Raw genomic sequence first — 13,351 nt, forward strand, 5'->3', positions numbered from 1 at the left:
TCACCACACCGTCGACCGCCTTGACAGCCGTCTGACCGTCAGCCGGGTTCTCCGCACTCGCCGTCACCGACGCCGAAGCCGTCACGTCCGTCCGGGTCGGGGTCGGTGGTGGCGTCGTCGTGTCGGCCGGGGTCAGCGCGCGGATCTCGGCGAGCCCCACGTTCTGCGTCCCGCCGCTCACCGCCGTCACCGTGAACCGCACCCACCTCACACTGCGCGCCGCGAACGTGATCCGCTGCACCGCACCACCGTTGTTCAACGCCGGCACCGTCACACTCGAGCCGTCCGAGAACGTCAACGTCCCGCCCAGCACCTGGTCCACCGCGTTCGGCCGATCAGCGAGGTCGACCGCGTCCAACGCCGTCGCCCCCGCCCACCCGAGCTGGATCCACGTCCCCGCACGACCGGACGGCGCAACCCACTCCGCCGTCGGCGCATCCGGGTACCCGCTCACCACACCGTCGACCGCCTTCACGGCCGTCTGACCATCAGCCGGGTTCTCCGCACTCGCCGTCACCGACGCCGAAGCCGTCACGTCCTTGTGTGCGGGGGTCGGGTCCGTGGGGTCGGTGGGGTCCGTCGGCACCGGCGAGCCGGCGGTGTACTGCCGGCTGAGCCACGATGTCTCGGGTCGAGCCGAGCAGGCTTCGTACGAGGCGCAGGTCTCACTGTCGTGCGCGGCGTAGGTGAAGAACGCGTCGGCCTTCGCCTGGGTCTCGGCCGTCGTCAGGTTCGCCGGACGGTCGGCGATCGGGTACCCCATGTACCCGGTGAAGCCGTGCGCGCCGGTGTACTGCTGCTGCACCTGGTCGGTCAGGTACGCGACCGTGTGGTGGTCGCTGTGGTCCCCGTCGCCGTACTCGCCCTCGTGGTCGAGGGTGTGGATGTCCGTCGGCGCGAAGTCCTGCACGATCCCCTGCAGCGTCGCCCGGAGCTGCGCGAGCGTGTACGTGGCGGCGTGCGGGGCATCGGCGACGGTGTGCAGCGTGTCCATGTCGCCCGTGTACAGGCGCTGGAGGCTCTCGTAGCCGTTCGCCCAGAAGCCGTTGCCCTCGACGTTGCCGTCCGGCAGGTCCATGAAGACCAGGCTGATCCGCGGGTCGGCGGTCAGGGTCTCGGTGAGCAGGGTCCGTCCGGCGACCGTCGTGGAGCCGGTCGTCGACGCCGGGTCGACGCCGGCCATGCTCGCGTAGGCGGCCATCAGCCCGACCTGGCGTTCCTGCCAGTACCAGTCGGGCTTGCCGGCGTCACCGGCCGTGACGATGACGGAGCGCACGCAGCGCCCCGCGTCGATGTCCTTCCGCAGGTCCGCGCCCTGGAAGAGCAGGTCGTCGTCGGGGTGGGCGACGACGTTGAGCACCCGCCCGGCGCTGCAGTCGGCCGCCGCGGCCACGGCGGGCTGCACCACGAGGTTCGGCGCGACCAGCACGGCGAGCACGGTGGCGAGCACGCCCGCGACGGACGCGACGGTGGCCCGTCGCGTCCGTCGCGGTCTGTCGGAGGTCGGTTCAGTCGGTTGCATGGCGCAGGCCCTCCGTCGTCAGTTCGTACATCGCGGTCGTCCCCGACGACCAGACCCGCTTCCAGTAGGGCGAGGACGCCATGGCGGCGGCGAGCTCCTGGTAGTCGGCGTCGCTCTGGTAGCCGTACCGCTCGTCGTAGGCGCCGAAGGGCTCCGCGACCAGGGCGTAGTAGCCGGTGGCCGACCAGTTCACGACGAGCTCCCGCGTCACGTTCGACAGGTCCGCCTCGGCGTCGTAGCCGCCGGTCGGGTCCGGGTACGGGCCGAGGGCTTCGCGGGACAGGTAGCCCACGTCGAAGTACCGCGCGCCGGTGTTGCTCGGGACGGCGTTGGCCGACCCGGTGAGCAGCATCACGGAGCCCGCGGGTGCCGTGCGGTCGTAGTACTGCGTCGCCGCGGACTGGCTCCGGGTCATCACGCGGTTCCAGTCGAGCGAGGTCTGCCCGAACGCACCGATCGCGACGAGCGCCGCCACCGCTGCTCCGGCGACCGCGAACCGCACCGCGGACGGACGCATCGCGCGCTGCAGGACCGCCCCGGCCGGGGCGAACCGACCGGCGGGCATCGGGAGCGCCGCCGCCAGGATCGCGATCCACGGCGTCGCGAAGAGCACGACGCGGAAGACGCCCTCCTGGCCGTAGTTCGTGGCGACGAGCAGCGAGATCGGGCTCGCGGCGGTGGCGAGGAGCGCCCAGTGCGTCCGGTCGCGCCGCATCAGGACGGTCACCACGGCGATGAGCCCGAGCACCACGAGCGCGGCTGCGGGGATGTCGAACGCCAGACGCGTGACGAGCGGCTTCGGCAGGACCGTCATGTCGTGCGCGGGCGGCTGCACGTTGTCGAGCACGCGTCCGACCGCCGCGAGCGACAGGAACCGCCCGAGGATGTCGCCGTTCAGCGCGGCGAAGACCACCGCCGGCACGAGCACGACGGCGGGCAGCCACCAGGGGCGGAGCATCCGGAACACGATGAGCGTGACGAGTGCGGCGACCGTCAGGTACGGCGAGATCTGGTGGGTCACGGCGAGCACGATGCCGATGAGGGTGATCGCGACGATCCGCGAGAGCCCCACGCGCCGTGCCCGCGGCTTGGCGGCGACGGAGCCGTCGGCGGTGGTGACGGCGGCATCGCGCAGCGGTCCGGTGGCGAGCACGAGGATCACGATCGACATCAGGATGCCGGTCGACTGCGGCGAGAAGTACGTGGTGTTGAGCGAACCGGTCATCGCGGTCAGCAGCGCTGCGATCCACGGTCGACGGGCGCCGGGCAACCAGTACGCAGCCAGGACCCCGACCGCGATGGTCGTGCTGAAGGCGAGCAGGACCGGCACCCACGCGGCGATGAGGATCGTGTTGACGATGCCCCCGACGTCGGCGACCCAGGCGGCGCCGGCGAACAGGCCGGACCAGGTCTGGAAGATGTCGGCCGACGGGTTGGTCCCACCGAACTGGCGGATGTACTCGACGACACCGATGTGCCGCGCGGCGGCGGTCACGGTGGGCACGCCGTACGTGATCGCCTGGGCGAGCTGCACGACACCGCCGAGCACGACGACGGGCACGGCGAGCGCGCGGCCGCGGACCAGGGCGATGACCGCCGCGGCGACGACGAGCACGAGGCCGACGACCAGGCCGGGGCCGAGCGAGCCGAACAGGCCTGCGGGCACCGGGTCGCCCATGTGGGTGAGCGCGGCGACGACCACCACGACGAGCCCGCCGAGCGAGAGCGCCGTCACCGTGGCGGTCGTGCTCCACCGGGGCCGGGCGGTCTCGCGGCGCACGAGGCCGGCGCGACGGAGCTCCGCCGCGTCACGGGGTACCGAGACGGCGAGCGCCGCCGCGGTGAGCACGACGACACCGACGAAGGGGACCGTCGGCACCCAGATGTGGAAGGTCGCCATGGTGTAGCCGATGCCGATCGTGCCGACGAGCGACCCGGTGACGGCGAGGACGGCGAACCGTGCGAGGGACATCGGACGGACGAGCAGCATCGGGGCGACCCCGAGCAGCGCGAACAGGAAGACCGCGACGGCGCTCGCCCGCAGGGTGGGCAACTCGACGACGCTGCCGACGGCGGCCACCACGAGCGTCAGCACGACGATCGCGGCGGCGCCGAGTCGGGCCGCCGGGCTCATCGCGCCACCGGGGGTCGGTCGTGCCGGCCCCGCGGTGTCGAGGCCGCGCTGCAGCTCGTGGCGACCGTGCGCCGTCCGGTCGATCGTCCCCGCGCCGCCCATGCGTTCGCGGAGCGCCAGGACCGGTGCGGTGAGCACGGAGCGCCGCTCGACGCGACGCAACCGGCGCTTCGTCGCCGCGAACTCCGCGTCGACGGCGTCGACGGTGTCCGCGTCACGCGCGGCGCCCGTCCCGTGGCCGTTCGCCGGAGCAGCGTCGGCAGCGTCGTCGCCCTGCTCGAGGCCGAGGCGTGCGAAGGCGCTGATGGCCTCCGGCGCCGCGTCCACCGAAGCGGTCAGCGTGTCGCGGTCGAGTGCGTTCTTGGTCATCCAGGCTCCGAGTCCGTGGCCGTGCGCGGCAGCGGCGGCGCGGAGCGACGCGACGTCGTCCGCCGATCGCTGCCACGCGATCGCGGCCGGTTCGACGGCGATCGCGGATCCGGCGAACAGCAGTCGTGTGAAGAGGTCGAGGTCGTCGCCACCGCCGACGCGGGTGCCGGGACCGAAGGCGGTGTCGAACCCGCCGATCCGGAGCGCGGTCGCGCGGTGCACGGCGAGGTTCGCGCCGGTGCCGTAGGCCGAGGCGGCGAAGGGGTGCAGCGGGAGGTCGTCGACCGGGTCGTCGAGCCGGAAGACCCGCCGGCGGACGGTCCGCCCACCGGGGGTGCGGTCGTCGTGCCAGCGCTGCGCCGGCGTCCGGAGCTCGGCACTCGGCACGAGCCCGGTGACGCAGGCCACGTCGGGGTCGGTCGCGAAGGCACGGGCGATGGCGGCGATCCAGTCGCCGTCCACGACGGCACCCTCGTCCACGAACGCGACGACGTCGCCGGTCGCGACGAGCAGGCCGGCGTTCCGCGCGGCGGCGAGGCCGCCCTCGGGCGCGGGGATGGTGGTGACGCGGCGTCCGCCGATGTCGACCGTCGCCACGCCGCCGTCGTCGGCGCCGTGCGAGACGACGACGACGTCGAAGTCGGCGTGCCCGTTGGCGAGCACCGACCGCATGGTCGTGCCGGCGGCGCCGTCCGTGCAGAGCACCACGGTGACGGACGGCAGCACCAGACCTGCTGCCGGCCGACGCTCGGGTGCCGGCATGGGCCGGATCGCGCGCTGGAGCGCACGGACGTCGATGGTGCCGCCGATGCGACGGCGTTCGGTGATCTCGGCCTCGACGAAGCCGAGCGGCTCGCCGTGGTCGCGGACGAGCAGGCGGGCACGCCCGTACCCGGCGGATCCCTGCAGGGCGATGACGTCCCGGTGGCTCGACGCGTGCACGTCGGCACGGTCGACCTCGCCGACCCAGAGCGCGCCGTCCCAGGTGGGGACGAGCGGCCCGGTCACGACCGGCGAGAGGACCATCGCCAGGGTCGCGCGGGTCACGGTGTGCCCACCGGCTGCGGGAGCGCGGCGGGTGCGGGCGGGGTCCGCACGACGACGGTGCCGAGGACCCGGCCGACGGCGTAGCCCGCGACCGTCGAGACGACGGAGAGCGCGATGGCGTACGCCCGCAGTCCTCCGCCACGACCGACGTGGCGCAGTTCGCGCAACACGGCGCCCGGGATCACCCGGGTCAGGTAGGTCGACTCGCTGGCGAGCGAGTCGCCGGTGCCGACCCGACGGCTCAGCACGGCCTTCGAGATGCCCTCGTAGTAGCTGCGGCGGCGCAGGTAGCGCATCGTCACGCGGTCCGGCGAGACCCGGTGCGAGACGTTCGAGCGCGGTTCGTGCCGGATCCGCGCGCCGGGACGGGCCTGGGCGATGCGGATGCAGAGTTCGGTCTCCTCGCAGCCGAGCGGCTGGTTGCCGACGCGGCCGATGCCGGAGCGGAAGCCGCCTGCGAGCAGGATCGCGTCACGGCGGAACGCCATGCTCGACCCGATGACGTTGCGGACGTCGCCCGGGGTCTCGGGCAGCCCGCGGTACGAGCACCCGACGATCCAGAGCAGTTCATCGGCGTACGGCCCGGGGCCGGTCGCGGTCGGCCAGGACGGCGTGGCACGACCGCCGACACCGACGACGTCGGGGTCCTCGAGCGCGGTGAGCATGTGCCCGAGCCAGTCAGGGTCCGCGGTGGCGTCGTCGTCCAGGAACGCGACGACGTCGGCGTCGGTCAGGGCGACACCGGTGTTCCGGGCCCCGGAGAGTCCGCGGTCCTCGGTGTTCGGGACGACCCGGAGTTCCGGCCAGCGCGCGGCGGCGCGGGCCAGGAGCTCGGGCTCGTGGTCGATGACGACGACGACCTCGGGGCCCTCGGGCTGGCGCTTGGCCGACTCGACGCTGTCCTGCAGGTCACCCCAGCGCTGCTGGGTGTAGGCGCAGATGACGACCGCGACGGTCGTCACGCGACGTCCTCCTCGAGGGCGACGACGGACGCGACAACGGCTGCCCCGGCAACGGACGCCCCGGCGACGGCGGACGCAGCGACGGGGGTCGCGACGGACGCAGCGACCGGCGCCGCAGCGACGGGAGCAGCAGCAACCGGCGCAGCAGCCGGCGCGGCGAGCTGCTCGGCCGGCGGGACGACGCTCATCGCCGCGCGACGGACCTCGGCACGGCCGATCGCGGCACGACGACGCTCGTGCATGATCGACTTCAGCACGCGGATGCCGTCGGTCACGGCGTTGAGGTTGCTCGAACCGTGCACGCGGAGCTTCTCGTGGCTCGGCACCTCGGTGATCGCGAGCTCGGCGGCCGACCAGCGGCAGGTCAGGACGGTCTCGATCTCGAACCCGTCGCCCCACAGCATCGAACCGTCGGCCGGCTTCGGCAGCTCGGACGACAGCAGACCGATCTCCGGCAGGACGTCCGCCCAGAAGGCGTTGTAGCCGTAGCAGAGGTCGCTGTAGCGGGTGCCGAGGATGATGTTGCAGAGCATGTTCAGACCGCGGTTGCCCATGTTCCGGACGATCGTGATGTCGTCGCTGCCACCGCCGAGCGAGTACCGGGTGCCCTTCGCGACGTCGGCGCCGTCGATGAGTGCCTGCACGAACCGCGGGATCTCGTCGGGGTCCGCGGAGCAGTCGGCGTCGAACATGACGACGATGTCGCCGGTGACGGCCTCGAAGCCGCAGGCCAGGGCGTTGCCCTTTCCCTTGCGGGTCTGGTGCACGACGCGGATGTCGGGCATCACGCGCTGCGCGGCGGCGATGGTGTCGTCGACGGAGTTGCCGTCGACCAGGATCACCTCGTACACGGGCGGGAGCTTCGGGAGGATGATCTCGAGGTTGCGGGCCTCGTTCCGTGCCGGGATGACGACGGAGACCCTCGGGTCTGCAGGGCGAACGGTACGTGCGGGCATGGCGCGGTCCTGTCGGGTCAGGGTTGCTGTCGGGTGGTGGCTCGTCGAGACGAGCGGCGCGTCCTCGGATGACGCATCGACGACGGTGACCGTCGTCGGTCGAGCAGCGGGACGCGGGTACGACGCCGCCTGCTTGCCGCGGGTGAGTGGGTACTCTCCCCCGCGGTTCCAACCATCGCCGTGGCCAGCGGGAGGGTCAATGCGCGGTGCGGTCCCTTGCGGACACCCGGGTGCGGATACGGAAACCCGCAACGGTCGTGCAGGTTGGCGGTCCGGCGCGGCGGCCGGCGGGTGGTGGACGCAGGACGAGCGGACGGGAGGCGCGGTGCCAGCCGGCACCGCGCCTCCCGTCCGGTCGTGGGCCGGTCTCAGACCTGCGGCACGTCCGCCGTCTCGAAGGCGGCCCGCAGCGCGACCGCCAGCTCGGCGACGTGCGGTTCCCGCAGCAGCGACGTGTGCTCGCTCGCGATCCGCACCATCTCGGTGGGCCCGCGCAGCAGGGCGGACCACCCGGCGGCGTCGGGGTTGGCGTCGGCGAGGACGTAGGTGGCGCGCCCGTGGAACGGCGTCGGGTGGTGGCGCCTGGTGACGATCTCGGCCTGGTCGAAGAAGGCGTCGAAGTCCTTCTGCCCACCGTGCCGCAGCACGCCGGCGGTGTACGCCCGGAGCCGCTTGGCGAACAGCGCTCCGTAGGGCACACCCGCGGGCAGCACCCGCCTGACGGCGCGGTCGAGCCCCCGCTGCACGGCGCGGACGGCGGTGTTCGGCTGGTCGCGCGGCTCCATCCGGCCGAAGTGCAGGCGGGCCTGTTCGGACTTCGTTCGGGGCAGGTAGGTGTCGAGCAGGACGACGTGCTCCACCTGCTCGCCGCTCTCGGTCAGGAGCCGGGCGATCTCGAGCGCGACGAGTCCGCCGAGCGAGTGCCCGACGAGCAGGTACGGGCCGCGGGGCTGCACGATGCGCATCAGGGCGAGGTAGCGGCGGGCGCTCCGCTCGATGTTCCAGTCCGGCATCCCGCGGCGCTCGAGGGCGTGCTGCTGGAACGCGTACAGGTCGTGCGCGGGCAGGTGCCGCGAGAGCGGCAGGAACGTCAGCGCCAGGGCACCGCCACCGGCGAAGCAGAACACCGGCGGACGGCCGCCCTCGCGCGCCTCGGACACCTTCACGACGTCCGGGTGGCTGGGCAGCGCGCTCGTGCCGCTCCGCACCCGTCGGGCGAAGGCCCGGAGCGTCGGGTGCTCGAGCACGTCCGAGGAGCGCAGGTCGACCCCGAGCCGGTCCTGCACGACGGCGAGCATCTCCTCGGCGGACAGCGAGTCGCCGCCGAGCGCGGAGAAGTCCTCGTCCAGGTGCACGCCCCGGAGGCCGAGCACCTCGGCCCAGATCTGCCCGACGACGAGCTCCCACTGGTCGTACTCGCCCTCGACCATCTCGGTCTCGACGCTCGGCGCCCCGGGGAGTTCGGCCCGGTCGACCTTGCCGCGCTCGTTCCGCGGCAGTTCGGTCATCGGCACGATCGACGCCGGCACCATGTACTCGGGCAGCCGCTCACGGAGCGCCCGGCGGAGCGCGCCCGGTGCCGGGGTGCGGTGCCCCGGGCGACCGACCACGTAGGCGACGAGCCGGGTGACGGAACCGGGGTCGACCTGTGCCGTCACGACCACGTCGTGCACCTCATGGACCGCGCGGAGCGCCGCCTCGACCTCACTCGGCTCGACCAGGTAGCCGCGGACCTTCACGGCGTCGTCGGATCGGCCGAGCAGCACGAGCCGCCCGTCGGGGTCGACGCGTGCCAGGTCGCCCTGCCGCCAGCTCGGGGTCCCGACGGGGATGCCGGCGACGGCCTCGGCTTCGCCGGTGTGCCCGGCCCGTTCGGCGGTCTTCTCCGGCGCGCCCCAGTAGCCCGCGGTCAGGGCGTCGGAGACCACGACGAGCTCGCCGGTCTCCCCCGGGTCGGCGGGGCTGCCGTCCTCTCGGAGCACGAGGACCGTCTTGCCGGGCAACGGCCACCCGGCGGGCACGACGCCCTCGGGCACCGGCTCGCCCGGGGCGACCGGGCAGTACGCGACGCACGCGGTCTCGCTCGAGCCGAAGGCGTTCAGGAGCAGCGTGTCCGGGTCCAGGTGGGGTCGAGCCGCGGCGAGGTCGGCGCCGGTGACGGACTCGCCCGTGGTCATCAGGAAGCGCAGCCCGCCGAGCACCGGTGCGGTCCCGGCTGCGGTCCCGTGCGACCCGGGGGCGCTCTGCGACCCGATGATCGACCGCAGCAGGTGCGGGGTGCAGACGAGCACGTTCACGTCGTCGTCCCGGAACCGCCCGAGCAGCCGCTCGACACCGAGTTCACGCGGCTCGAGCAGCACGATGGTGCCGCCGCAGAGCAACGTGTCGAACGAGAACAGGAGCCCGGCGGCGAAGGACAGCGGCAGGACGACCCCGAGCCGGTCGCCGGGGCCGAGGCCGAGCGCGAGGGCGTCCTGCTCGGCGTCGGCGATCTGCTGCCGGTGCGTCAGGACGACGCCCTTCGGCATGCCGGTCGAGCCGGAGGTGAAGACGATGGCGAAGGGGTCCCGCCCGCCGGGGCGCACGCCGACGGTGTCCGCCGACGGTGCCGCGCCGGGACCGCCCGCGTCCAGCGGTTCGCCCGTGTCCAGCGGTTCGCCCGTGTCCAGCAGTTCGCCGAGTGCGTGCACCCGGCCGTCCCGCTCCGCGACGACGGCGGCGGCCAGAGCCGCACGCTCGGTGTCGGCCACGATCTCGTCGACGCCGGCGAGCCGGGCCACGTGCGCCAGGCGGGCTGCGGGCAGGTGGTCGTCGAGCACCACCACGGTCCGTCCTGCACGCACCAGCGCGAGGATGCCGATCACGGCCTCGGTCGACTGCCCCGCCATCAGCCCGACCGGCTTCGACGCCCCGCCCGGGGTGTCGCCGACGCCGGCGCCGCTGTGGTCGTCGGGTCGGAGCGTCACGGCCAGGGCTGCGGCCAGCGCGCGCGAGGCCCGGTCCGCTTCGGCGTAGGTGTACGGGCGGCCGTCGCCCGCGAGCGCGGCGGCGGCGCCCCGGAGCGCCACCACGCGGTCCCAGCGGTCCAGCACGGAGTGGTCGGCCGCCGCGGGCACGGCTGCGGGGTGGTTCCAGGGATCGACGGTCGTCAGCGGGTCGACGGAGGTCACGATGACACCTCGGGTGCTCAGCAGCGGACCGCCACGACTCCCGCGACGGTCTTCCGACCGTAGGTCCGCGCTCCCCCCGCCCGCGAGCAGTCGAGAGCCCGGTGCGGGGAACCGCAACCGGCCTGGAGGCGCGGCCTGCGCCCGGCACGGACGGTACGACTCCGGAACGACCGGACCACCGCCGTGGGCGCCTTCCGCACGGCGGCTCGCCCCGGCTCGGGGATCGTGCGGTTCCGCGCAACCTCCGGATCAGCCGTGGCGTGACCGTGGATGAGCCGTGCATCGCCGATGAGGACGCTCGGAACGAGAAGGTCCCGGAAATGAGAACAGCCCCCGGGATGTCCCGGGGGCTGTTCATCGAGTGCTGGGGTACCTGGACTCGAACCAAGAACGACGGTACCAGAAACCGCTGTGTTGCCAATTACACCATACCCCAAAAGGCCTGTCGGCCTTCTGGCCCGGTCACCCGGGGCACGATCAACTACTGTACAGCATCCCGGAGGTCCGCAAGACCACCCACCAGGTCTCGGTGCACGGCGGCGGCGGTCGCGGCTCCGTGTCCGGCGGCGACGATGAGCTGCTCCGGCCCGGGAGGCGTGACGTCTCCCACGGCGTAGAGCCCCGGGACGGACGTCCGGCCCACCCGGTCGACCACGAGGAGTCCCTGCGTGTCGCGCTGGAGCCCCTCGAGCGCTCCGGGCGTGTCGCCGTTCGCGGCCGTGTTCCCGCTCGTTGGGCTCGGACTCGTGGTGGCGCTGGTGCGCAGCCAGTCGAGGTCGGCGTGCCACACCGGTCGGACGAACCCACCGGTCCGCGGCTCGACGTGGCCGTCGGCCAGCCGGACGCCGGTCATCCCGGAACGATCGCCCTCGAGGTCCTCGACGACCCGCTCGTCCACGACGACCCCCGCGGCCGACAGTCGAGCGCGGCCGGCGTCGTCGAGCGGTGCCACCCCGTTCGTGTAGACGATCAGGTCGTCGGTCCAGGAGGCGATGAGCAGCGCCCGGTCGACCACGTCGTCGGTCTCGCAGATGAAGGCGAGCGGCTGCCCGGCCTTGTCGTACGCATCACACTCGACACAGCTGTGCACCGCGGTGCCGTAGAACGCGCGGAGCATCGGCAGCGCCGGGAACTCCTCACGCAACCCCGTCGCCACGACGACCGTCCGGGCGCGGGCCTCGAGCTCGGTGCCGCGCCACGAGCCGTGCACCTGCCAGGTGTCCGTGTCGGGGTCCGGGGCCACCAGGTCGACGACGGACTGGACGACCGTCGCTTCCGGGTACCCCTCGACCTCGGTCCGCCCGAGCTTGCGGAGTTCGAGCGGCGAGATGCCGTCCCGCGTCAGGAACCCGTGCGACCGCAGCGTCGCGGCGTTCCGGGGGCGGTTGGCGTCGACGAGCAGCACGGTGCGCTTCGCCCGGACCAGGTTGAGCGCAGCGCTCAGCCCGGCCGGCCCGGCGCCGATGACCGCGACGTCGTGCACGACCTGGTCGGCGTGCTCCGTGCTGCTCACGGTCGGTCAGCGCGCCGCGAGGGCGCGGAGCCGGGTCAGGGTGGACTCCTTGCCCAGGATCTCCATCGACTCGAACAGCGGCGGGCTGATCCGGCGTCCGGACACCGCCACGCGCAGCGGGCCGAAGGCGACGCGGGGCTTCAGGCCGAGCTCGTCGATGAGGGCCGCACGGAGCGCACCCTCGATGGCCTCGGTGGTCCAGTCCTGGACGCCCTCGAGCGCGGCGGTGCTCGCGGTCAGGACCGTCGCCGTGTCGCCCTTGAGCGAGGCCAGTGCGTCGTCCTCGACCACCAGGTCGGCGTCGGAGGTGAACAGGAAGCCGAGCATCGCCGGCGCCTCGCCGAGCAGCTGCATGCGCTCCTGCACGAGCGGGGCGGCCTTTGTCAGGACCTCGAGCTGCTCCGGGGTCGCCGGGTCGCTGATGAACTCCGACAGGTACGGCAGCAGACGCGACCGGAAGTCTTCGGGAGCGAGCAGACGGATGTGGTCCCCGTTGATCGCCTCGGCCTTCTTGTGGTCGAAACGGGCCGGGTTCGGGTTCACGTCGGTGACGTCGAACGCCGCGACCATCTCGTCGATCGAGAACACGTCGCGGTCGGGGCCGATCGACCAGCCGAGGAGCGCCAGGTAGTTGACGAGCCCCTCCGGGATCATGCCGGCGGCGCGGTGGTGGAACAGGTTCGACTCGGGGTCACGCTTCGAGAGCTTCTTGTTGCCCTCCCCCATCACGTACGGCAGGTGTCCGAACACGGGGATGGAGGGCGCGAGGCCGATCTCGTACAGCGCCTCGTACAGGGCGATCTGGCGCGGGGTCGACGACAGCAGGTCCTCGCCCCGGAGCACGTGCGTGATGCCCATCAGGGCGTCGTCGACCGGGTTGGTGAACGTGTACAGCGGCTTGCCGTTCGGGCGGACCACCACGAAGTCGGGGAACGTGCCCTGCTTGAAGGTGATCTCACCGCGCACCAGATCGTCGAAGCTCAGGTCACGGTCGGGGACCCGCAGGCGGAGCGCCGGCTCGCGGCCCTCGTCACGGAACGCCTGGCGCTCGGCATCGGTCAGGTCACGCTCGTGGTTGTCGTACCCCTGCTTGGGGTCACGACCGGCCGCCTTGTTGCGGGCTTCCATCTCGTCCGGCGTGACGAAGGACTCGTAGATGTGACCCGACTCCTTGAGCTTCGCTATCACGTCGTCGTAGATCGCGGTGCGCTCGGACTGCCGGTACGGTCCATGCTCGCCGCCGGCGTCCACGCCTTCGTCCCAGTCGAGCCGCAGCCAGCGGAGCGCGTCGAGGATCTGCCCGTACGACTCCTCGCTGTCGCGGGCGGCGTCGGTGTCCTCGATGCGAAACACGAGCTTGCCGCCGGTGTGGCGGGCGTAGGCCCAGTTGAAGAGCGCGGTGCGGATGAGCCCCACGTGCGGGGTCCCCGTCGGGCTCGGGCAGAAGCGGACGCGGATGTCGGAGCCGGAGGCAGTGGTGAATGGCGCAGTCATGACCCGACAACCCTACCGCGGCGTCCGTCTCTCCAACCTGCCCTGTTGACGGTCCGCAAACGCAGAAAACCCCTGACCACGAATGGTCAGGGGTTCCCTGGTTCTTCTACGTTAAGTCCGGCGGCGTCCTACTCTCCCACAAGGTCCCCCTTGCAGTACCATCGGCGCTGAGAGGCTTAGCTTC

Annotated in this window: 7 protein-coding genes and 1 tRNA gene; all 8 read right to left on the reverse strand. The window is 72.7% G+C overall.

All coding sequences use genetic code 11. The annotated features are described in order from the left end of the window. Positions 1–1,522: PIG-L family deacetylase (locus tag DEJ03_RS17515; protein ID WP_220034163.1), on the reverse strand; the 1,522-nt coding region annotated here is incomplete at its 3' end. Further along, positions 1,509–5,072 (reverse strand): glycosyltransferase, encoded by a 3,564-nt coding sequence (locus DEJ03_RS17520; protein WP_110865638.1) that lies wholly within the window; start codon positions 5,070–5,072, stop codon positions 1,509–1,511. The genes DEJ03_RS17515 and DEJ03_RS17520, both read right to left, overlap by 14 nt. Then, positions 5,069–6,034, reverse strand: coding sequence for a glycosyltransferase family 2 protein (locus DEJ03_RS17525; protein ID WP_110865639.1), 966 nt, complete (start codon positions 6,032–6,034; stop codon positions 5,069–5,071). Before DEJ03_RS17525 ends, DEJ03_RS17520 begins: the two co-directional genes overlap by 4 nt. Further along, entirely contained in the window at positions 6,031–6,990 is a 960-nt protein-coding gene (locus DEJ03_RS17530) for a glycosyltransferase family 2 protein (RefSeq protein ID WP_110865640.1), read from the reverse strand. Before DEJ03_RS17530 ends, DEJ03_RS17525 begins: the two co-directional genes overlap by 4 nt. Positions 6,991–7,358: 368 nt before the next feature. Beyond that, on the reverse strand, positions 7,359–10,160 hold the full coding sequence (locus DEJ03_RS17535; protein ID WP_181422776.1) for a non-ribosomal peptide synthetase: 2,802 nt from the start codon (positions 10,158–10,160) through the stop codon (positions 7,359–7,361). 364 nt (positions 10,161–10,524) lie between these two features. After that, positions 10,525–10,596, reverse strand: a tRNA-Gln gene (locus DEJ03_RS17540). Positions 10,597–10,641: 45 nt separating this feature from the next. Beyond that, positions 10,642–11,673: an NAD(P)/FAD-dependent oxidoreductase gene (locus DEJ03_RS17545; protein ID WP_110865642.1), complete on the reverse strand. Its 1,032-nt coding sequence runs from the start codon at positions 11,671–11,673 to the stop codon at positions 10,642–10,644. 6 nt (positions 11,674–11,679) lie between these two features. Then, positions 11,680–13,167, reverse strand: a complete 1,488-nt coding sequence (gltX, locus tag DEJ03_RS17550; protein WP_110865643.1) for a glutamate--tRNA ligase — start codon at positions 13,165–13,167, stop codon at positions 11,680–11,682. Positions 13,168–13,351: the final 184 nt, after the last annotated feature.

The sequence above is a fragment of the Curtobacterium sp. MCLR17_043 genome (assembly GCF_003224215.1).
GTDB lineage: Bacteria > Actinomycetota > Actinomycetes > Actinomycetales > Microbacteriaceae > Curtobacterium > Curtobacterium flaccumfaciens.